General features: G+C 72.1%; 22 protein-coding genes. 16 read left to right on the top strand and 6 right to left on the bottom strand.

Annotated features, from left to right (window positions below; genetic code table 11):
- Positions 1-18 precede the first annotated feature (18 nt).
- The 10 genes from KM427_RS24855 (at position 19) to KM427_RS24810 (ending at position 11,163) form a co-directional block, all read left to right on the top strand.
- A complete protein-coding gene (locus KM427_RS24855; protein ID WP_215525708.1) occupies positions 19-387 on the top strand; it encodes a YciI family protein in 369 nt (122 codons plus the stop codon).
- 4 nt (positions 388-391) lie between these two features.
- On the top strand, positions 392-1,612 hold the full coding sequence (locus KM427_RS24850) for an RNA polymerase sigma factor (protein ID WP_215525707.1): 1,221 nt from the start codon (positions 392-394) through the stop codon (positions 1,610-1,612).
- Complete coding sequence (locus tag KM427_RS24845) at positions 1,609-3,579, top strand: M3 family metallopeptidase (RefSeq protein WP_215525706.1); 1,971 nt, start codon at positions 1,609-1,611, stop codon at positions 3,577-3,579. The genes KM427_RS24850 and KM427_RS24845 overlap by 4 nt, the downstream gene beginning before the upstream one ends.
- A gap of 216 nt (positions 3,580-3,795) precedes the next feature.
- Positions 3,796-4,539 carry a PadR family transcriptional regulator gene (locus tag KM427_RS24840; protein WP_215525705.1) on the top strand — a complete coding sequence of 248 codons (744 nt, stop codon included), beginning with the start codon at positions 3,796-3,798 and terminating at the stop codon, positions 4,537-4,539.
- On the top strand, positions 4,536-4,961 hold the full coding sequence (locus KM427_RS24835; RefSeq protein ID WP_215525704.1) for a DUF1707 SHOCT-like domain-containing protein: 426 nt from the start codon (positions 4,536-4,538) through the stop codon (positions 4,959-4,961). The genes KM427_RS24840 and KM427_RS24835 overlap by 4 nt, the downstream gene beginning before the upstream one ends.
- A 126-nt stretch (positions 4,962-5,087) precedes the next feature.
- On the top strand, positions 5,088-6,185 hold the full coding sequence (locus KM427_RS24830) for a hypothetical protein (protein WP_215525703.1): 1,098 nt from the start codon (positions 5,088-5,090) through the stop codon (positions 6,183-6,185).
- Positions 6,186-6,343: 158 nt separating this feature from the next.
- Positions 6,344-6,646 carry a DUF3311 domain-containing protein gene (locus KM427_RS24825; protein ID WP_183595646.1) on the top strand — a complete coding sequence of 101 codons (303 nt, stop codon included), beginning with the start codon at positions 6,344-6,346 and terminating at the stop codon, positions 6,644-6,646.
- The gene (gene mctP / locus KM427_RS24820; protein WP_215525702.1) at positions 6,643-8,286 is read left to right on the top strand and encodes a monocarboxylate uptake permease MctP; all 1,644 of its coding nucleotides are present in this window, start codon (positions 6,643-6,645) and stop codon (positions 8,284-8,286) included. Before KM427_RS24825 ends, mctP begins: the two co-directional genes overlap by 4 nt.
- A gap of 109 nt (positions 8,287-8,395) precedes the next feature.
- Positions 8,396-9,664, top strand: a complete 1,269-nt coding sequence (locus KM427_RS24815; RefSeq protein ID WP_215525701.1) for an acyl-CoA dehydrogenase family protein — start codon at positions 8,396-8,398, stop codon at positions 9,662-9,664.
- Between the two features lie 308 nt (positions 9,665-9,972).
- Positions 9,973-11,163 carry an acyl-CoA dehydrogenase family protein gene (locus KM427_RS24810; RefSeq protein ID WP_215525700.1) on the top strand — a complete coding sequence of 397 codons (1,191 nt, stop codon included), beginning with the start codon at positions 9,973-9,975 and terminating at the stop codon, positions 11,161-11,163.
- Between the two features lie 11 nt (positions 11,164-11,174).
- Here the strand turns inward: KM427_RS24810 and KM427_RS24805 are convergent, their stop codons facing one another.
- The 4 genes from KM427_RS24805 to KM427_RS24790 all read right to left on the bottom strand — a co-directional run bounded on the left by KM427_RS24805 (position 11,175) and on the right by KM427_RS24790 (position 14,194).
- Positions 11,175-12,140, bottom strand: coding sequence for an LLM class flavin-dependent oxidoreductase (locus KM427_RS24805; RefSeq protein ID WP_183595650.1), 966 nt, complete (start codon positions 12,138-12,140; stop codon positions 11,175-11,177).
- A gap of 72 nt (positions 12,141-12,212) precedes the next feature.
- On the bottom strand, positions 12,213-13,118 hold the full coding sequence (locus tag KM427_RS24800; protein ID WP_183595651.1) for a GNAT family N-acetyltransferase: 906 nt from the start codon (positions 13,116-13,118) through the stop codon (positions 12,213-12,215).
- A gap of 136 nt (positions 13,119-13,254) precedes the next feature.
- Positions 13,255-13,851 (bottom strand): YceI family protein, encoded by a 597-nt coding sequence (locus tag KM427_RS24795; RefSeq protein ID WP_183595652.1) that lies wholly within the window; start codon positions 13,849-13,851, stop codon positions 13,255-13,257.
- 196 nt (positions 13,852-14,047) lie between these two features.
- A complete protein-coding gene (locus tag KM427_RS24790) occupies positions 14,048-14,194 on the bottom strand; it encodes a hypothetical protein (protein ID WP_183595653.1) in 147 nt (48 codons plus the stop codon).
- 281 nt (positions 14,195-14,475) lie between these two features.
- On the opposite strand from KM427_RS24790, the gene KM427_RS24785 reads away from it, so the two are divergent.
- The 3 genes from KM427_RS24785 to KM427_RS24775 all read left to right on the top strand — a co-directional run bounded on the left by KM427_RS24785 (position 14,476) and on the right by KM427_RS24775 (position 18,547).
- Positions 14,476-14,745, top strand: a complete 270-nt coding sequence (locus tag KM427_RS24785) for a hypothetical protein (RefSeq protein ID WP_183595654.1) — start codon at positions 14,476-14,478, stop codon at positions 14,743-14,745.
- 150 nt (positions 14,746-14,895) lie between these two features.
- Positions 14,896-16,737, top strand: a complete 1,842-nt coding sequence (gene glmS, locus KM427_RS24780) for a glutamine--fructose-6-phosphate transaminase (isomerizing) (protein ID WP_215525699.1) — start codon at positions 14,896-14,898, stop codon at positions 16,735-16,737.
- Between the two features lie 67 nt (positions 16,738-16,804).
- On the top strand, positions 16,805-18,547 hold the full coding sequence (locus tag KM427_RS24775) for a DEAD/DEAH box helicase (RefSeq protein ID WP_252274875.1): 1,743 nt from the start codon (positions 16,805-16,807) through the stop codon (positions 18,545-18,547).
- A gap of 24 nt (positions 18,548-18,571) precedes the next feature.
- Here KM427_RS24775 and KM427_RS24770 read toward each other — a convergent pair whose 3' ends face one another.
- Positions 18,572-19,408 carry an NAD(P)/FAD-dependent oxidoreductase gene (locus KM427_RS24770; RefSeq protein ID WP_215525698.1) on the bottom strand — a complete coding sequence of 279 codons (837 nt, stop codon included), beginning with the start codon at positions 19,406-19,408 and terminating at the stop codon, positions 18,572-18,574.
- Between the two features lie 28 nt (positions 19,409-19,436).
- Between KM427_RS24770 and KM427_RS24765 the strand changes: the two genes are divergently transcribed.
- Both KM427_RS24765 and KM427_RS24760 read left to right on the top strand, forming a co-directional pair.
- Positions 19,437-19,865, top strand: a complete 429-nt coding sequence (locus tag KM427_RS24765; protein WP_215525697.1) for a MerR family transcriptional regulator — start codon at positions 19,437-19,439, stop codon at positions 19,863-19,865.
- A gap of 55 nt (positions 19,866-19,920) precedes the next feature.
- Positions 19,921-21,807, top strand: coding sequence for a penicillin-binding transpeptidase domain-containing protein (locus KM427_RS24760; protein WP_215525696.1), 1,887 nt, complete (start codon positions 19,921-19,923; stop codon positions 21,805-21,807).
- Between the two features lie 407 nt (positions 21,808-22,214).
- Here KM427_RS24760 and KM427_RS24755 read toward each other — a convergent pair whose 3' ends face one another.
- Entirely contained in the window at positions 22,215-24,311 is a 2,097-nt protein-coding gene (locus KM427_RS24755) for an elongation factor G-like protein EF-G2 (protein ID WP_215525695.1), read from the bottom strand.
- A gap of 349 nt (positions 24,312-24,660) precedes the next feature.
- On the opposite strand from KM427_RS24755, the gene KM427_RS24750 reads away from it, so the two are divergent.
- The gene (locus tag KM427_RS24750; RefSeq protein ID WP_215525694.1) at positions 24,661-26,130 is read left to right on the top strand and encodes an NAD-dependent succinate-semialdehyde dehydrogenase; all 1,470 of its coding nucleotides are present in this window, start codon (positions 24,661-24,663) and stop codon (positions 26,128-26,130) included.
- Positions 26,131-26,141 lie beyond the last annotated feature (11 nt).

The raw sequence follows: 26,141 nt of genomic DNA, 5'->3' as shown, positions 1-26,141 counted from the left end.
ACGCAAGGAGAAGAGACCATGTCGCAGTACCTGCTCGCAGTCAACGGATCGGCGGCCGACGAGGCGGCCCAGTCCCAGATGACCATGGAGGAGATGCAGCCGCTCTTCGAGGCGGTGGAGCGGTTCAACGAGAGGCTCCGGGCCGAGGGCGCCTGGGTGTTCGCCGGAGGCCTGCAGCCGATCGGGAGCACCACCACCGTCGACAACACCGGCGGCGAGGTGATCATCACCGACGGGCCGTTCGCCGAGTCGAAGGAGTGGCTGGGCGGCTTCTGGGTGATCGAGGCGCCCGACCTCGACGCCGCCCTGAGGTGGGCGGCCGAAGGGTCGAAGGCGTGCGCCGGGCGGGTCGAGGTGCGGCCGTTCCAGGACGAGCCCGAGGCGTGACGGCTTGAGCGATCGCGACGCCCACGAGGCCGTCGAGCGGATCTACCGCGAGGAGTACGGCCGGGTCGTGGCCTCGCTGGTGCGCCGCTTCGGCGACATCGACGTCGCCGAGGAGGCGGCCGGCGAGGCGCTGGTCGTCGCCCTCGAGCGGTGGCCGGCCGACGGCGTACCGCCCAACCCGGGCGGCTGGCTGACGACGACCGCGGGCAACCGTGCCCTCGACCGGCTCCGCCGCGAGTCGCGCCGCGACGCCAAGCACCAGGCGGCCCTGATGATCCACGACGAGACGCCCCACGAGCCGACCGGTCCGGTCGAGGACGACCGGCTGCGGCTGATCTTCACCTGCTGCCATCCCGCCCTCGCGCCGGAGGCGCGGGTGGCGCTGACCCTGCGGCTGCTCGGCGGCCTGACCGTCGCCGAGATCGCCCAGGCGTTCCTCGTGCCCGAGACCACGATGGCGCAGCGGATCACCCGCGCCAAGAGGAAGATCCGGGACGCCCACATCCCCTACCGGGTCCCTGCGGCCGACGACCTGACCGCCCGGCTGGGCGCGGTGCTGGCCGTGGTCTACCTGGTCTTCAACGAGGGCTACCTGGCCAGCTCGGGCGAGCACTCGATCCGCGAGGACCTCACCGCCGAGGCGATCCGGCTCGGCCGGCTCCTGCGCTCGCTGCTGCCCGGCGAGCCGGAGGTCGCAGGCCTGCTCGCGCTGATGGTGCTCACCGAGGCCCGGCGTACGGCGCGGGTGGCCGCCGGCGAGCTGGTGCCGATGCGCGACCAGGACCGCGGCGGCTGGGACCGCGAGCTGATCGCCGAGGGCCACGACCTGGTGCGCGAGTGCCTCGCGGTCGGGCGTCCCGGGCAGTACCAGCTGCTCGCGGCGATCAACGCCGTGCACACCGACGCCCCCGACGCGGCGGCCACCGACTGGCGTCAGATCGCCGCGCTCTACGACCAGCTGTACGCCGTGGCGCCGAGCCCCGTCGTCGCCCTCAATCGTGCGGTCGCCGTGGCCGAGCTCGACGGGCCCGCGGTGGCCCTGGCAGAGGTGGACCGTCTCGACCTGACGGCGTACCACGCCTGGCACGCGACCCGGGCCGAGCTGCTGCGCCGGCTGGGCCGCAGCGCCGAGGCGCGGCCGGCGTACGACGCCGCCATCGCGGCCACGGACAACCCGGCCGAGCGCGCCTACCTGTCCAGGCGTCGTGGCAGTCTGGCCCCATGACTGATCCGGGGACGCCCCTCGACCTCCCGACGGCCGACGATGCGCAGGGCTGGGTCGAGGCCCGCTCCCGGGACGGCCTGGCGGCGGCCCGCGGCATCGTCGACGGCCTCCGCGCCGGGCGGCCGGCGACCACGCTCGACCTGCTGCGCGCGTGGGACGAGGCGTCGCGCCACCTCAGCAACGTGGCGGCGACGGCATCGCTCCTCGCCAACGTGCATCCGCTCGAGCCGGTGCGCACGACCTGCGAGCAGGCCGAGGTCGAGGTCGACCGCTACGTCACCGAGCTGCGCCAGGACCGCGCGCTGTACGACGTGTTCGCGGCCGCCTCGCCGGCGGGGCTGGACCCGGTCGCGGCGCGCCTGCTCGCCAAGACGCTCGACGACTTCCGGCGCGCCGGCGTCGATCGTGACGACGCCACCCGGGCCCGATTGGCCGAGATCAACGAGCGGCTGACCGCGGTCGGCCAGGAGTTCGGCCGCACCATCCGCGACGACGTCCGCACGGTCCGGGTCACCCCCGACCGGCTCGCCGGGCTGCCGCAGGACTGGCTCGACGCCCACCCCGCCGCCGACGACGGCCTGGTCACGGTTACCACCGACTATCCCGACTCGGTGCCGGTGCGGATGTTCGCCCACGACGCCGACGTGCGCCGCGACGTCACCGTCGCCTTCCTCGAGCGCGGCTGGCCGGCCAACGAGCCGCTGCTGCGCGAGATGTTCGCGCTGCGCGAGGAGCTGGCCACGCTGGTCGGCTACGCCGACTGGGCGTCGTACGACGCCGACGTGAAGATGATCGGCAAGGGCCCCGCCACGGTTCCTGAGGAGGCGAGGGACGAGCCGTCTCGAAGGATCCCGGAGTTCATCGACCGGATCGCCGACGCCGCCGACGGCCCGATGCGGCGTGACCTCGACCTGCTGCTCGAGCGCTACCGCCGCGACGTCCCGGGCGCCGAGGCGATCACGACCGCCGACTCGCTCTACTACGAGGAGCTGGTGCGCCAGGAGCGGCACGACGTCGACGCGCAGCGGGTGCGCACCTACTTCGACTTCGCGCGCGTGCGCCAGGGGCTGCTCGACGTGACCGGCCGCCTCTTCGGGCTGGCCTACGAGCCGGTCCCAGGCGCGGTCGTGTGGCACGAGGAGGTCACGGCGTACGACGTGCTGCGCGACGTCGGCGCCGGCCCCGAGCGGATCGGGCGGATCTACCTCGACCTGCACCCGCGCGAGGGCAAGTACAAGCACGCCGCGCAGTTCACGCTCGTCGACGGGCTCGCCGGCCGGCAGCTGCCCGAGGGCGTGCTGGTCTGCAACTTCAGCCGCGGCCTGATGGAGCACGACCACGTGGTCACGCTCTTCCACGAGTTCGGGCACCTGCTCCACCACGTGCTGGCCGGGTCGGGGGAGTGGACCCGCTTCGCCGGCGTCGCCACCGAGTGGGACTTCGTCGAGGCGCCCAGCCAGATGCTCGAGGAGTGGGCCTGGGACGCCGACGTGCTGCAGACCTTCGCCGTCTCCGCCTCCGGCGAGCCCATCCCGGCCGATCTGGTCGAGCGGATGCGCGCCGCCGACGACTTCGGCAAGGGCTACCACGCGCGCACCCAGATGTTCTACGCCGCGATGTCGTACTGGTTCCACACCTCGCGACCCTCGGACCTCACCGCGGCGATGCGGGAGCTGCAGGCGCGGTACTCGCCGTTCCCCTACATCGACGGCACCCACATGTTCGCCAGCTTCGGTCACCTCTCCGGCTACTCCTCGGCGTACTACACCTACATGTGGTCGCTGGTCATCGCGAAGGACCTCTTCTCCGCCTTCGACCCCGACGACCTCTTCGACCCGGTCGTCGCCGGCCGCTACCGCGACCGGGTGCTCGCCCGCGGCGGGGAGCGGGACGCCGCCGACCTGGTCGCCGACTTCCTCGACCGGCCCTACACCTTCGACGCGTACGCCGCCTGGCTGGCGCGGTAGGGGCCGCGGGGTTTCGGCTGCTGACCGCCGGAACCCGCACGACACGCCGAGATGCCGCGGCGTGTCGTGCGGGGTATGGCTGCTGACCGCCGAAACCCGCTTGTGTCACCACCCCAGCCGGCGTACGCTCACGATATATCGCGACAGGTTGACGACAGTTCTCGAAACTGTCGCCCCGCGATACCCAGACAACGAAGACAGACAAGGAGTCCTGACATGGGACACAAGGGATTCAACCGACAGTGGGCGCAGTACGCCGAGAGCGAGTGCCGCCAGCACGGCGGCGGACGACGGGGTGGCTGGGGCGGACCCGGCGCGTGGGGCGGCTTCGGCCCCGGCGGGTTCGGCCGACCCGGACACCCCGGCCCGCCGCCGTGGGTGGCCGGCCTCTTCGGGCTCGCCCAGGGCGACCGCCAGCGCGGGCCGCGGGTGCGCCGCGGCGACGTGCGGTCCGCGATCCTCGATGTGGTGCGCGCCGCGCAGCAGAGTGACGAGACCGTCAACGGCTACCAAGTGATCCAGCAGATCGCCGAGCGCAGCAACGATGGCTGGCGACCGAGCCCCGGCTCGGTCTACCCGACCATCCAGCAGCTCGAGGACGAGGGCCTGCTCGAGACCGACGACTCCCGCGCCCGGCGCAGCCTGCGGCTGACCGCCGAGGGCGAGGCGTACGTCGCCGAGCATGCCGACGAGCTCGCCGCGGTGTGGGCGCCGTTCGAGCGGACCGCCGGTGACGACGCCGGCGATGGTGACGCCTTCGCCGACCTGCGCCCGGAGATCGGCCAGGTGATGGGTGCCGTGTGGCAGGTCGTCACGACCGGGAGCGACGGGCAGCGCCGCGCCGCGGCCGAGATCCTCGCCGACGCCCGCCGGCGGCTCTACGGGCTGCTGGCCGACGGCGAGCCCGAGGGCGAGGCCGAGGACGGCGACACCGACCCCGAGGACGGCGAACCGCGATGAACGACGGCTACCTGCGGATCGGCGACGCGGAGCGAGAGCAGGCGGCCGCGGCCCTGGGCGAGCACTACGCCCAGGGCCGGCTCACCGTCGACGAGCACGCCGAGCGGCTGGACCGGATCTGGGCAGCGCGCACCCGCAGCGAGCTCGAGCCGGTCTTCGCCGACCTTCCGGACCCCGCTCATCGCAACCCCGACCGGCGTACGGCGCGACGCCGGTCGCCGGCGTACGCGCCCGGGTACTGGTCCCGCGGTGTCGCCTGCCGCGGCGGCGTCCCCGGACCGCTGTTCGTGGTCCTCGCGGCACTCCTGGCGCTGACGGTGCTGACGCACGTCCCGTTCGTGCTGCTCGGGCTGATGGTGGTGCTGTTCGTCGCGCTCCGGCACCGCCGGGGACTGGACCATTGGCGTAGACCAATGCGGTAGACCAGTTTCGCCGTCGCCGCGGCACCCACCTAGCCTGGGCGGGCCGGACCGGGGGGACCGGAGAGCGTTCTCGGGTGCACCAGTGCTCACGCCCCTGTTCCCGCACAGCCCAAGGAGATCGTCGTCATGACGGCTCGGACCCGGTCCCGCACCTTCCTCGTCGGCGCCGCCGCTGCCGCACTGGCCGCCCCGCTGGCGGCGGTCGTCTCGCTGGCCGGCCCGGCGCAGGCGTCCGGCAACCGGCCGCACGAACTGACCATGTACAAGGTGGAGCAGTTCGTCACCCTCGAGGGCGAGTACCCCGACAACACCGCGCGCGTCGACCTTCGCTGCAACCCCGGCGACCACGTCGTCGACGGCATGTGGAAGATCGACGCGGTCGACGACGTCAACCCCTCCGCCGGGATCGAGTACGGCGACGAGCGCGACGTGGTGTTCTCCTCGTCGTACTCCCTGGACAGCCGGACCTGGCGCTTCCAGATGGAGAACCGGGCCGACGGACGGGCGCAGGTGAAGCTCTTCGTCACCTGCCTCGGCGGCCGTACCCAGAAGCAGTACGGCCACCGGCACCGCGTGCGGGTCTCCAACCCGGTGAAGAAGACCGTCGACTGGACCGCCAACGGGCTGCGGATGTCGTCCAACCAGGCGCGGATGGGCTACGGCAACTCGGCCACGGAGCACAGCTACTTCGGCACCGAGTGGGGCTCGGCCGCCTCCTACGCGACGCCGGGCGGCTGGAGCATGACCTGCGCGAGCGGCGAGGTCGCGGTCGCACCCGGGTATGACTTCACCCACGGCTCGGGGCGCCTCTTCATCAACTGGCCGTCCGCGAACTCCCGCGGCTGGCTGTGGGGTTTCGTCGTCAACGACGCGGCCACGGTGGACGTCTCCTTCCGCTGCCTGCGCGTGAAGACCGACCGCGGCGGCCCGCACCCGCGCCACGTGCACAAGGTCTCGGCCTCGTGGTGGCCGAACGGCCACCAGGGCAGCCTCCGCCACCTGCCGGCCTCCCCGGCGTGGGAGGAGCAGCAGTCCTGCGACAGCCAGGCGAAGGCGCTGGTGGGCGCGTTCTGGATCCAGCACCCGGAGTACAGCTGGTACCTCGGGATGGACCCGCGGATCAAGACCCGGGCCTACAAGTTCTGGCACACCGCCGGCCCCGACGCCGCGTGGGTGAGCACGCTCTGTGTCGGCGACCGCACCGGCAAGCAGCTGCGCCCCTGAGGCCGGGCACCGCTCGCTGATCGTCTACCCGAGCCCGTCCCGGCCCTGCCGGGACGGGCTCGGGTGCGTCCGGGGGGCTGTTCGACGTGGGCCCGAGTGGGTACCGGCCGAGACGGCGGTGAGCGTGGTCGCCCCGCCGAATCGGCTCGGAGGTGCTCATGTCCGACGTACCCGACCGTGCCGGCCCGTCCTCGGCGGGCCGCTGGGCCCTGATCTACGTCCTGCTCACGCCGGCGGTGGCGCTACCGCTGTGGGTGTCGCTCTACGACCGCGAGGACCCGACCCTCTTCGGGTTCCCCTTCTACTACTGGTTCCAGTTCGCGCTGATCGTGATCGCCGTCGCGCTCACGATCCCCGCCTACCTCCTCGCCCGCGGGGCCGACCGGGCGGACCGCCGCGCCCACGGCCTCCCGCCCGAGCCGACCCGCCAGCAGCCGCAGGAAGGCGGCGAGCCGCGATGATCGACGACGTCGACGGAGTCGCGTTCGGCGTCTTCGTCTTCCTGTTCCTGGTCGTCACCGTGATCGGCTTCGCGGCCGCGCGCTGGCGGCGGGCCCAGTCGATGGCGAGCCTCGACGAGTGGGGCCTCGGCGGCCGCGGGTTCGGCACCTTCATCGCCTGGTTCCTCATCGGCGGCGACATCTACACGGCGTACACCTTCATCGCCGTCCCCGCGACGCTGTACGCCGGCAGCGCGGTCGGCTTCTTCGCCGTGCCCTACACGATCGTGGTCTATCCCCTGATCTTCCTGTTCCTGCCCCGGTTGTGGTCGGTGAGCCACCGGCACGGCTACGTCACGCCCGCCGACTTCGTGCAGGGCCGCTACGACAGCCGTCCCCTGGCGCTCGTCGTCGCGCTGACCGGCATCCTCGCGACGATGCCGTACATCGCCCTCCAGCTCGTGGGCATGCAGGTCGTGCTCGAGGTGATGGGCATCGGCGCCAGTGGCGGCAACTGGTTCATGAAGGACCTGCCGCTCTTCATCGCCTTCGTCGTGCTCGCGGCCTACACCTACTCCAGCGGGCTGCGGGCCCCGGCGCTGATCGCGTTCGTCAAGGACACGCTCATCTACGTCGTGATCCTCGTGGCCGTGTTCTACATCCCCAGCCAGATCGGCGGCTGGGACCACGTCTTCTCGACGGTGAGCGACGGCTTCACGTCCTTCAACAGCGAGAACGCCGATGCCATCGCGGCCGGCGACGCCGCGCCGAAGGCGACGATGCCGCCCGAGGCGCTGCACTGGGCCTACGCGTCGCTGGCGCTCGGGTCGGCGCTGGCGCTGTTCATGTACCCGCACTCGGTGACCGGTGTGCTCTCGACACGCAGTCGCTCGGTGATCCGTCGCAACGCGGCGCTGCTGCCGGCGTACTCCTTCCTGCTCGGGCTGCTCGCCCTGCTCGGCTTCGTGGCGATCGCGGCGGGCGTCAAGGTCGAGAACCCGCAGCAGTCGGTGCCGCAGCTCTTCGAGGAGCAGTTCAGCCCGTGGTTCGCCGGGGTCGCGTTCGCGGCGATCGTGATCGGCGCGCTGGTGCCCGCGGCGATCATGTCGATCGCCGCCGCCAACCTGTGGACCCGCAACATCTACCGGGCCTTCATCAACCGCCATGCCACCCCCGCGCAGGAGGCGGCCCAGAGCAAGGTGGTCTCGTTGGTGGTGAAGTTCGGTGCGCTGGTCTTCGTGCTCGCCCTGTCGAAGTCGTTCGCGATCAACCTGCAGCTGCTCGGCGGGGTGTGGATCCTGCAGACGCTGCCGGCGATCGTGATCGGCCTGTACACCCGCTGGATGCACCGGTGGGCGCTGTTCGCCGGCTGGGCGGTCGGCATGGCCTGGGGCACCTGGCTGGCCTACGGCGTGGAGTCGCCCACGCAGGACCACTTCGGCGGCCCGCTGGTGACCTTCCCCGGCACGGACACCCAGGTCTACATCGCCCTGGTCGCGTTCCTGGCCAACCTGCTGGTTGCGATCGTGCTGACCGTGGTGTTCCGGGCGATCCGGCTGGCCGAGGGTGTCGACCGCACCCGCGCGCAGGACTACTACGCCGACGCCGGTGACCCGGGTGTGGAGGGCGAGCTGGATCCGGGCGAGCGCGTGCACGCCTGACCGACCGGGATAGTCCGTCACGTTTCGGTGGTCCAAGACGCGATTCGACGGCCGGAACGTGACGGACTATCCCGGCGGAGGCCGGTGACCGGTCGGTAACCTGCGAGTCGTGAGCGAGCCGACGCCGACACCCGCCCCGCCGTCCTTCGACCTCGACCAGGACCACGTCGACCTCCGCGCCTGGGTGCACGGGTTCGCGGCCGAGGTGATCCGCCCGGCCGCGGCCGAGTGGGACGAGCGGGAGGAGTTCCCCTGGCCGGTCGTCGAGGAGGCCGCGAAGGCGGGGATCTACTCGGTGGACTTCATCGTCGCCCAGGCCCTCGACGAGACCGGACTCGGCTTCCCGGTCTCGATGGAGGAGCTCTTCTGGGGTGACGCCGGCATCGGACTCTCCATCGTCGGCACGTCGCTCGCCGCGGCCGGCGTCCGCGCCAGCGGCACCGACGAGCAGGTCGCCGAGTGGGTGCCGGCGATGTACGGGACGCCGGGCGACCTCAAGCTCGGCGCGTTCTGCTCCTCCGAGCCCGACGCCGGCTCCGACGTCGGGGCGATGCGCACCCGGGCGACGTACGACGAGGCGACCGACGAGTGGGTCCTCAACGGCACCAAGACGTGGGCGACGAACGGCGGCATCGCCGACGTGCACGTCGTCACCGCGGTCGTCGACCCGGACCTGCGCACCCGCGGCCAGGCGTCGTTCGTGGTGCCGCCGGGCACCAACGGGCTCGGCCAGGGCCAGAAGTTCCACAAGCACGGCATCCGTGCCTCGCACACGGCCGAGGTCGTGCTCGACAACGTGCGCGTGCCCGGCCGCTGCCTGCTCGGCGGCAAGGAGAGGCTCGACGCCCGCCTGGCTCGGGCCCGTGCCCTTCGAGACGGCTCGTCCCTCGCCTCCTCAGGAACCGGGATCAACGGAGGCAACGCGAGCATGGCGACCTTCGAGCGCACCCGCCCCTCGGTCGGCGCCCAGGCGATCGGCATCGCGCGGGCGGCGTACGAGGTGGCGCTGGACTACGCGAAGACCCGCGAGCAGTTCGGCAAGCCGATCATCGAGAACCAGGCCATCGCCTTCGCGCTCGCCGACATGGCCACCTCCATCGAGGCCTCGCGGCTGCTCGTGTGGCGCGCGGCCTGGATGGCGCGGCAGGGCAGGACGTTCGAGAATGCCGAGGGCTCGATGTCCAAGCTGTTCGCCGGCGAGACCGCGGTCAGGGTGACCGGTCAGGCCATGCAGATCCTGGGCGGCAACGGGTTCACCCGCGAGTACCCGGTCGAGCGGATGGCGCGCGACGCCAAGATCTACACGATCTTCGAGGGCACCTCCGAGATCCAGCGGCTGGTCATCGCACGATCGATCTCGGGTGCGCCGATCCGGTAGGTCGAGACGGCCGTGGCTTGGCCGGAACGGACATCCGGGTGCCCGATCTTCTCTCCCTCGCCCGAGGCGCGAGCCGCCGGTCCCGCCTAGTGTCGTGCGTTGGAGGTTGTTGCACGGTTGGCGTGCTCAGGGTGCGTGCGCTGCAAGGCGCCGGAGCGCCGCCATACCCGCTCGTCTCGCAAGCGACGGCAACGCCGCAGAGTGCGTGCCATGGGTGCGCGAAGCGCACCAGAACCTCTGACGCACGACACTAGTCTCGGTGAGCACGACGCCGAGCTCCGCGACCGGCTCACGAAGGAGACTCCCGCATGACCACCCCGACGCCGCTCCCGGCCTTCGACCCGCTCGACCCGGCGGGCATCGACGACCTGCTCACCGACGAGGAGATCGCGATCCGCGCCTCGGTGCGCCAGATGTGCGACTCCCGGATCCAGCCGCACGTCGCGCGCTGGTTCGAGGAGGCGCGCATCGACGACGTCCGCGGGCTGACCGCCGAGCTCGGCGAGCTGGGCGTCCTGGGGATGCACCTCGAGGGCTACGGCTGCGCCGGCATGTCCGCGACGGCGTACGGCCTGGCCTGCCTCGAGCTCGAGGCGGTCGACTCCGGCATCCGGTCGCTGGTGTCGGTGCAGGGATCCCTGGCGATGTTCGCGATCCACCGGTGGGGCTCGGAGGAGCAGAAGCAGGAGTGGCTGCCGCGGATGGCCGCGGGCCGCGCGCTCGGGTGCTTCGGCCTGACCGAGCCCGACGCGGGCTCCGACCCCGGCAGCATGCGCACCCGCGCCCGCCGCGACGGTGCCGACTGGGTGCTCGACGGCCGCAAGATGTGGATCACCAACGGCAGCGTCGCCGACGTCGCCATCGTGTGGGCGCGCACCGACGAGGGCGTGCGCGGCTTCGTGGTGCCCACCGACACCCCCGGCTTCTCCGCGCCCGAGATCAGGCACAAGCAGTCGCTGCGCGCCTCGGTCACCAGCGAGCTGGTACTCGACGGGGTGCGCCTGCCGGCCTCCGCCCGGCTGCCCGAGGCCGAGGGCCTGCGCGGGCCGCTGAGCTGTCTCAACGAGGCCCGCTACGGCATCGTGTGGGGAGCCATGGGTGCGGCGCGCTCGTCCTTCGAGGCGGCGTTGTCCTACAGCCTGGACCGGGTCCAGTTCGACCGCCCGATCGCCGGCTTCCAGCTGACCCAGCAGAAGCTCGCCGACATGGCGCTGGAGTACGCCAAGGGCGTGCTGCTCGCCCTGCACCTCGGCCGGCGCAAGGACGCCGGCCGGCTGCGTCCCGAGCAGGTCAGCCTCGGCAAGCTCAACAACGTGCGCGAGGCGATCGAGATCTGCCGGACGGCGCGCACGGTGCTGGGCGCCAACGGCATCTCGCTGGAGTACCCCGTGATCCGGCACATGAACAACCTCGAGTCGGTGCTCACCTACGAGGGCACCGTCGAGATGCACACGCTGGTGGTCGGCCAGGCGCTCACCGGCCTGGCGGCCTTCCGCTGAGCACGGCGCACCTACCCCCGCACCGCCGGGAGCACGGTCTCGAAGATCAGCCGCAGGCTCTCCCACGACGGCTCGGCGGGCAGGCCGCCGCAGGCGGGGTGGCTGGTGACCAGCCCGATCTCGCCCGAGCGGCACCGGTCGACGAGCTCGTCGGCGGTGAGCACGACGTACACGCCGGCCGCGCGCATCTCCTCGACGGTGCGCGAGTGGTCGACGACGTACGACCCGGCCTCGCCGTGCCAAGCCTGGTAGGCGACGGCGTCGGCGAGCAGGTGGTGGCCGTAGCGCTCCCAGAACTCGTCGGGCCGCTCGGCGCAGAAGACATTGGCCGGGCCGCCGTCGGGCGCCTGCAGCACGAAGCCCGGCTCGCGGCCGGCCGCCCGGCAGGTCGCGTCGTAGATCTCCTTGAGCTCCGCGCTGCCGTGCTGCGGCTGGAAGTTCAGGCCGAGTCGCGCGGCGCGGCGGGCGGCGGCCGGGGTGCCGCCGCCGTAGAAGAGGAACGGGTGCGGCCGGGAGTACGGCGCGGGCGTGGTCGCTCCCGACGACCAGGCGTCGAGCACCGCCGAGATGCGCGCCTCGATCTCGGCGCCGCGGGTCGCCCAGGACCGGTCGTAGAGGTCGTACTCCACCGGGCGGTAGCCGAGCCCGAAGGTGTAGGCGACCCGGCCCCTGCTCAGGTGGTCGAGGACCGCGATGTCCTCGGCCAGCCGCACCGGCTCGTAGAGGTTGACCAGCAGCGCCGACACCGTGATCGGCACCCGGCTGGTGACCGCCGCGAACGCGGAGGCCACCAGCAGTGGGCTGGGCAGGTAGCCGTCGTCGGCCGCGTGGTGCTCGGAGACCATCAGCGCGTCCGTGCCGTGCTGGTCGAGGTACGCCGCCTGCTCGACCGCCCGGGCGAAGAGCTCCTGACGGGTCTCGGGGTCGGCGCCCGGGGCGCGGAAGTCGTAGCGGGTGGCGAACCGGATGCGCGGCATGCGCACACTGAACCAGAGAAGTGGAACGCGTTCTAGTCCGATGGTCCGGCCGCCACCCGGTGCGGCCGGCTGTCAGAGATCGATCGCGCGGTTGACCCAGTTCTGGGTCACCTGCATGCCGACCTTCTCGTAGAGGCCGAGCGCGCCGGTGCGCGAGTCGGTGTTCAGCCCGGACGTGAGGGCGCCGTGCTCGCGGGCGACCGCGAACGCGTCGACGAGCATCGCCTGGGCGATCCCGCGGCCCCGCTGGTCCTTCCGGGTGGCGATCCGGTCGACGTACCCCTCGGTGCCGAACGGGTAGACCACGGTCACGCCGACGACCGTGCCGGACGCGTCGGTGACCAGGCGCAGGTTCCAGGACTCGAAGCCGGGCCGCTTGACCGTGCGCGCGACGAAGTCGTCGAAGGGCTCCCGGTCGCGCACCGACCACTCGAGGAACGCGTCCTCGAGCACCGTCCAGCAGGCCTCGTAGTCGTCCGCCGTGGCCTCGCGGAGCGCATAGCCGTCGGGCAGGTCGCGGTGGGGGACAGTCGCACCCTCGGGGAGCTGCAGCACCCAGCTGTTCCAGCGCACGTGGTAGCCCAGCGCCTCGAGCAGTCGGTCGCCGGCGGAGCCCATCGGGACCGGCATCCCCACGACCGACGCGCCCGTCGCCCGCGCCCGCTCCTGCATCCAGCCGGCGATCGCGGTGCCGATCCCGCGGCCGCGGTGGTCGGGGTGCACGGCGGCGTCGCCGCGGTCGGCGCCCATGTACTCGGCGTAGGCGACCAGGCGGTCGCCCTCGAAGACACCGAGGGTGCCGGCGCTGACGTCGTACGACGGGCGCTGCCAGTCGCCCACGATGTCGGCCTCCTCGATCGCGATCTCGCCGGTGTCGTGTTGCTCCTGGGCGGCCATCACCTCGTAGACCGCGCGGGAGTCGGTCATCACCAGGGGCCGCGCCGTGAGGCCGGTGGGCAGATCTAGCAGCTCTGTCATGGCGCAAGTGTTGCGGACGTGCGGCCGCCGCGCCTTCGAATTTCCGTCGGGGCGGCGGGTCGCCCACAGATACGACGACGGCCCGCCTCCCGAGGGAGGCGGGCCGTCGAGCGGATGCGCGCGTCGGCGCGGGTGCTCAGGCGTCCTGGCTGTTGCGGATCGCGGAGACGTCGAAGTCGAGCTTGACCTTCTCGGAGACCAGCACGCCGCCGGTCTCGAGCGCGGCGTTCCAGGTCAGGCCCCAGTCCTTGCGGTTGATGGTGGTGCCGCCCTCGAAGCCGATGCGCAGGTTGCCGAACGGGTCGCGGGCCGAGCCGGTGGGCTCGAAGGTGATCGTGACCGACTTGGTCTCGCCCTTGATCGCGAGGTCGCCGGTGATGACCCAGTCGTCGCCATCGCGCTCGACCTTGGTCGAGGTGAAGGTGATCTCCTTGTTGGTGTCGGCGTCGAAGAAGTCGGCCGAGCGGAGGTGGCCGTCGCGGTCGGCGACACCGGTGTCGATGCTTGCGGTCTGGATGGTGAGCGCGACCCTCGAGTTGGCCGGGTTCGCGGCGTCGACGTGCGCGGTGCCGGCGAAGTCGGTGAACTGGCCGCGGACGGTGGTGACCATCGCGTGGCGGGTGCTGAAGCCGATCCGCGTGTGGGTCGGGTCGATGGTGTAGTCGCCCGAGATGTCCTCGACGGCGGCGGTGGGGGCGTCGAACTGCTCGGACTGACGGTTGAAGAACGACATGGGCGCTCCTGGTGTGGGTCGGTTTTGATTGAACCTTTGACCACCTTAATCGGACCGCGGTCCGATTTATTCCCGGCTCGTCGCGCCGTACCCGTGGATCGGCCCGGACATGCCTCCGGCCCGCCCGGATCGATCCGGGCGGGCCAGCGGCGCGCGGTGCGCTGGGTGCCGGTGTCAGTCCCGGCGTCAGGCCTGGTCAGGCGGCGTGCGTGGCGTGCACGGTCGCGCCGCTCGGGCCGACCGTGTGGTCCACCCAGTGCGCTTCGAGGCGGGTGCGGCCGTCGGTGTCGGCCACCGCGATCCAGGTCTGCACGAGGCCACCTGTCGGGGTCTGGTCGCTCATCGGGTGCCCTCCGTTCGCTTGTCGTTCACCAACTGTTCACCCAGCGTACCTGATCCCCACCCGAACGACCGGAACGGGGTCGATTTCGTGCCTCGTCCCCCACTGGAGCTGCTCGGGGGCGGCGCGTCGGGCGCGATCCGCTCCATCGGCGCTCGCTGCGCTCGGTGGCCACGGGTGCGGTGCGGCCTCGGGTGCATCCGCTTGCCCAACTTGGGGCAATTTCCTGCCCGATAGCGGGCAAGAACTTGCGCGATGGCCGGCCCGATCCGCAAGATCGACCGGTGCCGACGTCGTCCGACTCCGATCTGGTCGCCCGCATCGTCGCCAGCACCGGCCTCTCGCCGGCCGAGGCGGCCCGGGTCGTCGAGGACGTCGTCGCCTTCCACGCCGAGCCGGTGGAGGAGTACGTCCGGCGCCGGCACGCCCAACTGAAGACCTACGGACGGAAGAACCCGGAGATCTTCGCCCGGATCGCCGAGGAGCTGGCCGACCGCGTGGTGGCCGCACCGGCCCTGTCCGAGCGGCAGCTCCGGCGGATCGTCTACGGATAGCCGGTGGTTGAGGTGTGAGGGCCGCCGGGCCCGAGCTCCAAGCCGTCACCAGGGAGAGCGGGGCCGGTGGTTGAGGTGTGAGGGCCGCCAGGCCCGAGCCTCGAAACCACCACGACAGACACGACAGAGACACGAGAGAGAGGTCGGGACATGTGCGGAATCGTGGGGTACGTCGGCGCCCAGCAGGCGTCGCCGCTGCTGCTGGAGGGGTTGACCCGCCTCGAGCACCGCGGCTACGACTCCGCCGGGGTCGCCCTGCTCGGCCGCTCAGGCATCAAGGTCGCCAAGCGCGCCGGCCGGGTCCGGGACCTCGCCGACGGCATGCCCAAGCGCAGCGCCGCCAAGGTGGGCATCGGGCACACCCGCTGGGCGACCCACGGCCCGGCGAACGACGTCAATGCCCATCCGCACACCGACTCCCAGGCCGGCGGCCGAGTGGCCGTCGTGCACAACGGCATCATCGACAACGCCGCCGCCCTGCGGCAGCGCCTGACCGACGAGGGCGTCGAGCTCGTCAGCGACACCGACACCGAGGTGCTCGCGCACCTCGTGAGTCGGTCGGGGGCCGACACGCTCGAGGGCAAGGTGGGCGAGGCGCTCGCCCAGGTCGAGGGCACCTACGGCCTGGCCGTGCTGCACGCCGACTTCGGCGACCGGCTGGTCGTGGCCCGCAACGGCAGCCCGCTGCTGATCGGGGTCGGCGAGCGCGAGATGTACGTCGCCTCCGACCTGGCCGCGATCGTGCGGCACACGACGACCATCGCCCACCTCGACGACGGCGAGATCGCGACGGTGACGGCGACCGGCTTCACGACGTACGGCGGCGACCTGCGGCCCGTGACCCGGACCGCCGAGACCATCGACATCGACCCCGCGTCGTACGACGCCGGCGAGCACGACTCGTTCATGCACAAGGAGATGCGCGAGCAGCCCACCGCCGCCGAGCGGGTGCTGCGTGGCCGCCTCAACGAGCGGTTCGGCACCGCGCACCTCGGCGGCCTCAACATGGACGCCCGCGAGACCCGCGCGATCCGCCGGGTGAAGATCCTCGGCTGCGGCTCGGCGTACTACGTCGGCCAGCTGGGCGCCTCGCTCGTCGAGGAGCTTGCGCGGATCCCCGCGGACGCCGAGGCGGCGAGCGAGTTCCGCTACCGCGACCCGGTGATCGAGCCCGACACGCTCTATGTCGCGGTGAGCCAGTCCGGGGAGACCATCGACACCCTGCTGGCGGTGCAGGAGATCCGGCGCAAGGGCGGGCGGGTGATCGGCCTGGTCAACGTGGTCGGCAGCGCGATCGCCCGGGAGTGCGACGGCGGCATCTACCTGCACGCGGGTCCGGAGGTCGCGGTCGCGTCGACCAAGGCGCTGACCAACATGTTCCTCGGGTTCGCGCTGCTCGCCCTCCAGCTCGGGCGGGTGCGCGACCTCTCGATCGCCGACGGCCGGCGGCTGATCGCCGGGCTCGAGCGGCTGCCGGCCCAGATCCAGCAGGTCCTGGACCGCGAGGACGAGATCGGGCAGGTCGCCGGCAGGCTGGCAGCGGCCGAGAGCCTGTTCTTCGTCGGCCGCGTGCGCGGCTACCCGGTGGCCCGGGAGGGCGCGCAGAAGTTCAAGGAGATCTCCTACCGGCACGCCGAGGCCTACCAGACCTCCGAGCTCAAGCACGGCCCGCTCGCGCTGGTCTGCGAGCAGGTGCCGACGGTCGCGATCGTGCCCGACGACGAGCTGACCGACCGCAACGTCGGCGCGCTGCACGAGATCGCCGCCCGGCGCGGGCCGCTGGTCGTCGTCACCCACGAGGGCGTCGACCTCGGCGGGATCGAGGCGCAGCCGAACTTCTGGGCGCGCATCGACGTACCCCGCAACGAGCGCGAGCTCGACCCCCTGCTGCTCGTCGTACCCCTACAGCTGCTGGCCTTCCACGCCGCACTGCAGCTGGGCCACGACATCGACAAGCCGCGGAACCTGGCCAAGTCGGTCACGGTCGAGTGAGCGTGGTGACCCAGCCCACCGCGACGACGAAGGTGGACGGCTCCGCGCCAGCCACTACCGTTGACGGGTGAGCAACGAGGACACCACTGACGACGCCCTGGAGCCCGAGGTGACGTTCGCCGACCTCGGTCTCGCCGCGCCGGTGCTGAAGGGGCTGGCCGAGGTCGGCTACGAGAAGCCGTCGCCGATCCAGGCCGCCACCATCCCGCCGCTCCTCGAGGGTCGCGATGTCGTCGGCCTCGCGCAGACCGGCACCGGCAAGACGGCGGCGTTCGCGCTGCCGATCCTGTCGCGGCTCGACCTGGCGCAGAAGACCCCGCAGGCACTGGTGCTCGCGCCGACCCGCGAGCTCGCGCTGCAGGTGTGCGAGGCGTTCGAGCGGTACGCCGCCCACCTGCGTGGTGTGCACGTCCTCCCGGTCTACGGCGGCCAGGGGTACGGCGTCCAGCTGTCCGCGCTGCGCCGGGGCGTGCACGTCGTGGTCGGCACGCCGGGGCGGATCATGGACCACCTCGACAAGGGCACCCTCGACCTGTCGGAGCTGCGGTTCCTCGTGCTCGACGAGGCCGACGAGATGCTCAACATGGGCTTCGCCGAGGACGTCGAGACGATCCTCGCCGAGACGCCGGAGGAGAAGAACGTCGCGCTGTTCTCGGCCACGATGCCGGCGCAGATCCGGCGGATCTCCAAGAAGTACCTGCGCGACCCGCAGGAGATCACGGTCAAGAACAAGACCGCGACCGCGTCGAACATCGCCCAGCGCTACCTGATGGTGAGCTATCCGCAGAAGGTCGACGCGCTCACCCGGATCCTCGAGGTCGAGAACTTCGAGGGCATGATCGTGTTCGTCCGCACCAAGAACGAGACCGAGATGCTCGCCGAGAAGCTGCGGGCCCGGGGTTTCTCCGCCGCGGCGATCAACGGCGACGTGCCGCAGGCGGTGCGTGAGCGGACCGTGAACCAGCTCAAGTCGGCCAAGCTCGACATCCTGGTCGCGACCGACGTCGCCGCGCGCGGCCTCGACGTCGAGCGGATCAGCCACGTCGTCAACTACGACATCCCCACCGACACCGAGTCCTACGTGCACCGGATCGGCCGCACCGGCCGGGCGGGTCGCAGCGGCGACGCGATCTCGTTCGTGACCCCGCGGGAGCGCTATCTGCTCAAGCACATCGAGAAGGCCACCCGCCAGCCGCTCCAGCAGATGCAGCTGCCGACGGTCGAGGACGTCAACACCACGCGACTGTCCCGCTTCGACGACGCGATCACCGAGGCGCTGTCGCAGAGCACCCGGATCGAGGCGTTCCGCGACATCATCGGCCACTACGTGCGCGAGTACGACGTGCCCGAGGCCGACGTCGCGGCGGCCCTGGCGATCGTGGCGCAGGGCGAGACCCCGCTGCTGCTCGACCCGGGCGCCGACGACCTGCGGCCGCCGCGTGAGGAGCGGCCCGGCCGCGACCGGGCCGACCGGGACCGGGGTGGCGACCGCGGCCCACGCACCCGTCGGCCGCGGGGGCGGTCCGACGTGCCGATGGCGACGTACCGGATCGCGGTCGGCAAGCGGCACCGCGTCGAGCCCCGCCAGATCGTCGGCGCGCTCGCCAACGAGGGCGGGCTGTCCCGCGAGGACTTCGGCCACATCGACATCCGCGGCGACCACTCGCTCGTCGAGCTGCCCGAGCAGCTGCCCGGCGACGCCTGGGACCGGCTGCGCGCCACCCGCATCTCCGGCAAGCTCATCGAGCTCTCCCGCGACGCCGGCGGCCCTCCCGCCCGCCAGAAGAAGCCGCGCCACAAGAACCGTTGAATCGGGAGTTCTGCCGATTCGACCTCACATCAGGTGGGCGACCAGGGCGCCGGCGGCGACCTGACCGGACGCGGCGGCGACCAGCACCGACGACATCGGCATCGGCAGGGCGGCGACGTGGGCCAGGTCGCCGGCGGCGTGTACGCCGGGCAGGCTGGTGCGGCCCATGACGTCGACCTCGACGCAGCCTGACGGCAGCAGGGTGAGGCCGAGCTGCTCGGCGAACGGCGCGGACTGCTCGAGCCGGGTCGAGACGAAGATGCCGCCGTACTCCGCGGTGGAGCCGTCGGCGAAGACGACCCGGGCGCCGTCGCCGGCGCGCTCGAGGCGCTCGACCGTGGCCTCGTCGAGCATGGTCACCGAGGAGGCCACCGGGCCCATGAGGCCCACCAGGTGGGTGGCGTCGCCGAGCACGGCGACCGGTCGGTCGGCGAACTCGTGGCCGTGGCAGAACGGGCAGTGCGCGACCGCGTCGCCGAAGAGCTCGGCCAGGCCGGGCTTGTCGGGCAGCCGGTCGCGTACGCCGGTCGCCAGGATCAGGCCGCGGGCGGTGACGACGTCGTCACCGATCTCGACCCGGAATCCCTCGCCGTCGACCCCGACCGCGGTGGCCGCGTCGGTGCGGATCGTCACCGTGTCGTACGCCGCGAGGTCCTGCTGCGCGGCAGCACGGAAGTCGGCCGGCGGGGTGCCGTCGTGGGCCACGATGTTGTGCATGTGCCGTGCCGGGTCGTTGCGGTAGCTGCCCGAGTCGAGCATCAGGACGCGCCGGTGCACCCGGGCGAGCGTGAGGGTGGCCTGGAGGCCCGCGGGTCCGCCGCCGATCACGACGGCGTCGTACATGAAGGAGGAAGTTGCCATGTACACGAGGATCTGACTTCATGTTGACATGAAGTCAAGCGAGCGTGACCAGGGCCTCTGGTCGATCGGCGAGATGGCCGCGAGGTTCGGTCTGGAGACCCACGTGCTGCGGCACTGGGAGGACGTCGGGCTGCTGCTGCCGGTGCGCGACGGCGCCGGTCGTCGGCGCTACGTCCAGGACGATCTCGTGCGGATCGCGGTGATCCTGCGCAGCAAGGCCGCCGGCATGACGCTCGAGCAGATCGGGGTGATGCTCGACGCCGGCGCCGCCGACCGGCACCGGGTGCTCGAGGACCACATCGCGGATCTCGATCGGCGGATGGCCGAGATGCAGCGCTCGCGGGAGATGACCGAGCACGCGCTGCGCTGCCGGGCCCACGACATCGCGACCTGCCCACGGTTCAAGGAGGCGGTCGCCGACATCGTGGCCGGCGGGAGTCGCGCGCGCTGGTCGTGACGGCACGGACCGGGGCTCCGCAGGCGGGTCGGCGGCGGCTGGTAGAACCGAGGGCGTGCGTTCCCTCCTCTCCGCCGCGGCCACCGTGCTCGCCGCCAGCTCCCTCGTCGCCTGCAGCGGGTCGGGCGACGACCCCGCACCCGACCCCGACGAGGCGGTCGGGGCGCTGGCCGCGGCGTTCGGGTCCGGCGACTTCTCCGGGGTCGCGCTGGCCGGTGAGCTCGACGCGGCCGGCGTGGCGGCGGAGTACGACGAGGTCGTCGAGGGGATGGGCGACCTGTCCCCGACCGTCTCCGCGGGCGACGCCGAGGAGTCGGAGGACGGCGACACCGCGACCGCGCCCCTCGCGTGGATGTGGCCGGTCGGCGGCGACGAGTGGAGCTACACGACCGAGGTCGAGCTGACGAGGGCCGACGACGAGTGGCAGGTCGCCTGGGACCGCGCGCTGGTGGAGCCGTCGCTGCAGTCGGGCACGGTCCTCGACGTCACCACCGTCCGCGCCGACCGGGGGCTGATCCTCGGCAACAAGGGCGACGTGATCGTCACCGACCGGGCGGTGACGCGCTTCGGCATCGACCGCTCCCAGGTGCCGGCCAAGCGCGCGGGCGAGTCCGCGCGCCGGCTCGCACAGCTGCTGGACCTCGACGCCGCGGCGTACGCCGAGCGGGTGAAGGCCGCGGGCGACAAGGCGTTCGTCGAGGCGATCGTGATCCGCAAGGACGACGTGCCGGCCGCGGTCGCTCAGGGTTACGGCTCGATCAAGGGGGCCGTCGCGATCGCCGACGACATCCCGCTGGGGCCGAGCCGCGAGTTCGCGCTGCCGATCCTCGGCTCGGTCGGCGCCGTCACCGCCGAGATGCTCAAGGAGCATCCCGACCGCTACCAGGTCGGCGACCAGGCCGGGCTCTCCGGGCTCCAGGCTCGCTACGACGAGCAGCTCCAGGGCGTCGACGGCGCCGTGGTGAACGCCGTGGCCTCCGACGGCGGGGAGCGCGAGCTCTACCGGGTCGATGCGCAGCCCGGCCGGCCGCTCGAGCTGACGATGGACCTCCAGGCGCAGCAGGCCGCCGAGGCGGCGCTCGCGGACGTCGGCCCGGCGAGTGCGCTGGTCGCGGTCCGCCCCTCCGACGGGGCGATCCTCGCCGCGGCCAACGGGCCCGGCACCGACGGCTACAACGTCGCGACGTACGGTCAGGCGGCGCCGGGCTCGACGTTCAAGACCGTCAGCAGCCTGGCCCTGCTACGGGCCGGACTCACGCCCCGGACCGTCGTGCCCTGCACCGCGGAGGTCGTCGTCGACGGCAAGCCGTTCGAGAACTACGACGACTACCCGAGCGGGGCGCTCGGGGACATCCCGCTGAGCGCCGCGGTCGCCAACTCCTGCAACACCGCCTTCATCGCGAGCGCCGACAAGCTCTCCGACGGCGACCTCGCCGGCGCGGCCGCCTCGCTCGGGCTCGGGATCGACCACGACCTCGGCTTCCCGTCGTACTTCGGCCAGGTGCCCGACCCGAAGTCGGAGACCGAGGCCGCAGCCGACCTGATCGGCCAGGGCGGCATCCTGGCCTCCCCGATGGCGATGGCGACCGTGATGGCCTCGATCCAGGCGGGCGAGACCGTCGTGCCCCGGCTGGTGAAGTCGGTCGAGGTCACGGTGCCCGACGAGGCCGCGCCGCTCGGCAAGGAGGAGGTCGCCGCGCTCCGCTCGATGCTGCGCGGCGTCGTCACCTCCGGCAGCGGGCGCGGCCTGCTCGACGTGCCCGGCGGACCGGTGATCGCGAAGACCGGCACCGCCGAGTTCGAGCGCGACGGCAACGTGCTCCTGCGCGCCTGGATGGTCGCCGCCCAGGGCGACCTCGCCGTCGCCGTGTACGTCGACGAGGGCGACTCCGGCTCCGGCACCGCCGGGCCGATCCTGGAGCAGTTCCTGCGGTCGCGGTAGTCGTTCGTTTCACCGGTCGCCCGGGGAAACGATCAGACACGCCGGGCCGGACCGGGGGTGGTCAGGGGAACCGAGCACGACACGCCGATGATCCCCGGCGTGTCGTCGTCGACTTCCCTGGCCATCCAGCGGTGGGGGGTCGTCCATCGGCCGGCACGTCACCCTGTCCGGTTCGTCACATGAGACTGTTCGTTTCACCGGCCGCCCGGGGAAACGAGCACGACACGCCGGGAAGAACCGGCGTGTTGCCTTCGGGTCCCCTGACCACCCTCGTCAAGCACGCTGACGCAACAAGCCGACGGCCGGCGGATGCCATACGTCGCAGAGCAAGCGGACGAGCAAGCGGACGACCGTGCGCATGACGTGCGCACCGTGGGTCAGCGGGCCCCGCCCCGGAGCGGCAGGCCTCACTCCCGCGGGGCGACGGTGCGCGCGACCTCCTCGGGCATCGGCTCGTAGTGGGCGAAGGACCGGGTGAAGACGCCCGAGCCGTGGGTGGAGGAGCGCAGGTCGACGGCGTAGCGGACCAGCTCGGTCTGAGGCACCTCGGCCTGCACGGAGGTGCGGTCCTCGCCGACCTTGTCGGTGCCGAGCAGCCGGCCGCGGCGGGCGGAGAGGTCGCTCATCACCGGGCCGACCAGGTCGTCGGGTACGACGACGGTGACGGTGTCGTAGGGCTCGAGCATCGTCACGGTGGTGGCGGCCGCGGCCTCCCGCAGCGCGAGGGCGCCGGCGGTCTGGAAGGCCATGTCGGAGGAGTCGACGCTGTGGGCCTTGCCGTCGGTGAGCGTGACCCGCAGGTCGACGACGGGGTGGCCGAGGCGCACGCCCTTCTCCATCTGCGACCGCACGCCCTTCTCGACCGAGAGGATGAACTGCCGCGGCACCGCGCCGCCGACGACCTTGTCGACGAACTCGAAGCCGCTGCCCTCCGGCAGCGGCTCCACCTCGAGGTGGCACACGGCGTACTGACCGTGGCCGCCGGACTGCTTGACGTGCCGGCCCAGGCCCTTCGCGGCGCCGGCGAAGGTCTCGCGCAGCGACACCACGAACGGCTCCTGGTCGACGTGGACGCCGTACCGCTCGGTCAGCCGTTCGAGCGTGACCTCGGCATGCGACTCGCCCATGCACCAGAGCACCAGCTGGTGGGTCTCGGGGTTGTTCTCGATGCGGAGCGACGGGTCCTCGGCGGCGACCCGGGTGAGCGCCTGGGAGAGCTTGTCGTCGTCGGCCTTGCTGCTGGCGACGATCGCGACCGGCAGCAGCGGCTCGGGCATCGACCACGGGCGCAGCACCCGGGGCTCGTCGACCGACGAGAGCGTGTCGCCGGTCTCGGCGCGCGACAGCCGCCCGATCGCACAGATGTCGCCGGCGACGACGTTCCCCGCCGGTGCCTGGGCCCTGCCGAAGACGTGGGCGAGCGCGCCGATCTTCTCGTCCTCGTCGTGGTCGGGGTGGCCCGCGGAATCGCCGAAGAACGACGAGAAGTGGCCGGACACGTGCACCGACTGGTCGGCGGCCAGCGTGCCGGAGAAGACGCGCACCAGGCTGAGCCGGCCGACGTAGGGGTCGCTGGTGGTCTTCACGACCTCGGCGACCAGCGGCCCGTCGGGGTCGCAGCGGATCGGGTCGGCGGTCGCGCCCGAGGGGAGGAACACGTCGGGCGCGGGGTGCTCGGCAGGCGACGGGAAGCCCCGGACGGCGAGGTCGAGCAGCTCCGCGCAGCCCACGCCCGTCATCGAGCAGACCGGGACGACGGGGAAGAACGTCGCGCGCGCGACCGCCCGCTCGAGATCCCCGACCAGCACCTTCTCGTCGATCTCCTCGCCGTCGAGGTAGCGGTCCATCAGCGTCTCGTCCTCGGACTCCTCGATGATCGCCTCGATCAGGTCGCCGCGCAGCCCGGTGGCCTCGGCCGCCTCGCCGGGTGCGAGCAGCCCGGTCAGCGCCACCACCTCCCCGGCCTCGCGCACGGGCACGAACAGCGGCAGCAGGCGGTCGCCGAAGGCGGCCTGTGCCTGGGCCAGCAACCCCTCGTAGTCGGCCCGCGCCTGGTCGAGCTTGGTGATCACGACGGCGCGCGGCATCCCGACGCTCGCGCACTCGCGCCACAGCGAGCGGGTGCCGTCGTCGACGGCCTCGTTGGCCGCGATCACGAAGAGCGCGCAGTCGGCCGCGCGCAGGCCGGCCCGCAGCTCGCCGACGAAGTCGGCGTACCCCGGGGTGTCGACGAGGTTGACCTTCGTGCCGTCGTGGACCAGCGGGGCGACCGCGAGCGAGATGGTGCGGCCGTGGGCGTGCTCGGACTCCTCGTGGTCGCAGACGGTGGTGCCGTCGCGCACGGAGCCGGCGCGCGGGATCGCGCCCGAGGCGGCGAGCAGGGTCTCGGCCAGCGTGGTCTTCCCGGACCCGGCCGGGCCCACCAGCACCACGTTCCTGATCCGGTCCGGGCTGCTCGCCCCCAGATCTTGTCCCGACGCTCTCCGGTTGCTCTTGTCGGCCATGGCCGACACCTCCCTGCGCTGGCTGAGGCGGCCCCTGTCGAACCCTTGATCCGAGGGAACTCCTCCACGCGCGTCGACACAAGGGGCAACGGGCCCTCATTCGGCGGCCGAAATGACGCGAGGCCCCGGTGTGCACGCCGGGGCCCCGCTCCTTGGGACTCCGTCGATCCGCCGCGAGGGGGTGCGCCGGATCGGAACATTCCAAGGGTGAGCCCCTCGCTGCATGGGGTCAGCAAGGGGCTCTTGCCGACACAAGGTGCTCCCTCCGAGTCGACCCTCCAAGAGTGTCACGTTTGCGGTGGGGGTGTCAGTGGTTTCCCCGAAGGCGATCGAGTGTCACGCTGGCAGCATGGATGGCCAGATCAACGGACTCGACCTGCTCGGCCCCGACATGCGCGGCCTCTACGTCGGCGGCGCCTGGCGCGAGGCCGAGGGCGGCGAGCGCTTCGACGTGATCGACCCCGCCGACGGGTCGGTGCTCACCGACGTGGCGAACGGGTCGCCGGGCGACGCCGTCGAGGCCCTCGACGCGGCGGTCGACGCCCAGGCCGACTGGGCGCGCACCGCGCCGCGCGAGCGCGGCGAGATCCTGCGCAGGGCGTTCGAGCTGATCACCGAGCGCGCCGATCGCTTCGCGCACCTGATGAGCCTCGAGATGGGCAAGACCGTCGCCGAGTCGCGCGGTGAGGTCGCCTACGGCGCCGAGTTCTTCCGGTGGTACGCCGAGGAGGCGGTGCGCGTCCACGGTCGCTGGATGCAGGCGCCGGCCGGCGGCAGCCGCCTGCTGACCATCAAGAAGCCGGTCGGTCCGTGCCTGTTCATCACCCCGTGGAACTTCCCGCTCGCGATGGGCACCCGCAAGATCGGGCCGGCGGTCGCGGCCGGCTGCACGATGGTGGTCAAGCCCGCCAGCCAGACGCCGCTGACGATGCTCGCGCTGGCCGCCCTGCTGGCGGAGGCGGGGCTCCCGGCCGGGGTGCTCAACGTGGTGACGACCAGCCACACCCGCGAGTTCAGCGAGACCCTGCAGGCCGACGACCGGCTGCGCAAGGTGAGCTTCACCGGCTCGACCGCGGTGGGCCGGGTGCTGGTGCGGCAGTCGGCCGAGCAGCTCCAGCGGCTGAGCATGGAGCTCGGCGGCAACGCGCCGTTCATCGTCTTCGACGACGCCGACATCGACGCCGCGGTCGACGGCGCCATGGTCGCGAAGATGCGCAACATGGGGGAGGCGTGCACCGCCGCCAACCGGTTCCTGGTGCACTCCTCGGTCGCCCAGGAGTTCGGCGAGAAGCTCGGCAAGCGGATGGGCGCGCTGACCGTCGGCCGCGGCCAGGACGACGGCGTCGACGTCGGCCCGCTCATCGACGAGCAGGCCGTCGAGAGCGTGGGCCAGCTCGTCACCGACGCCGTGCACGACGGCGCGAAGGTCGTCGTCGGGGGCTCGGCGCCCGACGGTGCCGGCTACTTCTACTCGCCGACCGTGCTGCTCGACGTGCCCGCCGACTCGGAGATCAACGTGCAGGAGATCTTCGGCCCAGTCGCGCCGATCACGACGTTCGAGAGCGAGGAGGAGGCGATCCGCCGGGCCAACGACACCGAGTACGGACTCGCGTCGTACGTCTACACCCGCGACCTGGCGCGCACCATCCGGGTCGTGGAGTCGCTGGAGTACGGCATGGTCGGCATCAACTCCGGGCTGATCTCCAACCCGGCGGCGCCGTTCGGCGGCGTCAAGGCCAGCGGCTTCGGGCGCGAGGGCGGCTTCGAGGGCATCGAGGAGTACCTCGAGACGACGTACGTCGCGCTGCCCGCCGGCTGACCCGGGTCGGC

The organism is Nocardioides sp. LMS-CY, from assembly GCF_018732145.1.
Classification (GTDB): domain Bacteria; phylum Actinomycetota; class Actinomycetes; order Propionibacteriales; family Nocardioidaceae; genus Nocardioides; species Nocardioides soli.
Note: the sequence above shows the minus strand (reverse complement) of the source record. Positions and strands in the feature narration are given on the sequence as shown.

Coding starts and splice junctions, on each gene's coding strand:
- KM427_RS24855 (WP_215525708.1), top strand. CDS start 19: ATGTCGCAGTACCTGCTCGCAGTCAACGGATCGGCGGCCGACGAGGCG.
- KM427_RS24845 (WP_215525706.1), top strand. CDS start 1,609: ATGACTGATCCGGGGACGCCCCTCGACCTCCCGACGGCCGACGATGCG.
- KM427_RS24840 (WP_215525705.1), top strand. CDS start 3,796: ATGGGACACAAGGGATTCAACCGACAGTGGGCGCAGTACGCCGAGAGC.
- KM427_RS24835 (WP_215525704.1), top strand. CDS start 4,536: ATGAACGACGGCTACCTGCGGATCGGCGACGCGGAGCGAGAGCAGGCG.
- KM427_RS24830 (WP_215525703.1), top strand. CDS start 5,088: ATGACGGCTCGGACCCGGTCCCGCACCTTCCTCGTCGGCGCCGCCGCT.
- KM427_RS24825 (WP_183595646.1), top strand. CDS start 6,344: ATGTCCGACGTACCCGACCGTGCCGGCCCGTCCTCGGCGGGCCGCTGG.
- mctP (WP_215525702.1), top strand. CDS start 6,643: ATGATCGACGACGTCGACGGAGTCGCGTTCGGCGTCTTCGTCTTCCTG.
- KM427_RS24810 (WP_215525700.1), top strand. CDS start 9,973: ATGACCACCCCGACGCCGCTCCCGGCCTTCGACCCGCTCGACCCGGCG.
- KM427_RS24805 (WP_183595650.1), bottom strand. CDS start 12,140: ATGCCGCGCATCCGGTTCGCCACCCGCTACGACTTCCGCGCCCCGGGC.
- KM427_RS24800 (WP_183595651.1), bottom strand. CDS start 13,118: ATGACAGAGCTGCTAGATCTGCCCACCGGCCTCACGGCGCGGCCCCTG.
- KM427_RS24795 (WP_183595652.1), bottom strand. CDS start 13,851: ATGTCGTTCTTCAACCGTCAGTCCGAGCAGTTCGACGCCCCCACCGCC.
- KM427_RS24790 (WP_183595653.1), bottom strand. CDS start 14,194: ATGAGCGACCAGACCCCGACAGGTGGCCTCGTGCAGACCTGGATCGCG.
- glmS (WP_215525699.1), top strand. CDS start 14,896: ATGTGCGGAATCGTGGGGTACGTCGGCGCCCAGCAGGCGTCGCCGCTG.
- KM427_RS24770 (WP_215525698.1), bottom strand. CDS start 19,408: ATGGCAACTTCCTCCTTCATGTACGACGCCGTCGTGATCGGCGGCGGA.
- KM427_RS24765 (WP_215525697.1), top strand. CDS start 19,437: ATGAAGTCAAGCGAGCGTGACCAGGGCCTCTGGTCGATCGGCGAGATG.
- KM427_RS24755 (WP_215525695.1), bottom strand. CDS start 24,311: ATGGCCGACAAGAGCAACCGGAGAGCGTCGGGACAAGATCTGGGGGCG.
- KM427_RS24750 (WP_215525694.1), top strand. CDS start 24,661: ATGGATGGCCAGATCAACGGACTCGACCTGCTCGGCCCCGACATGCGC.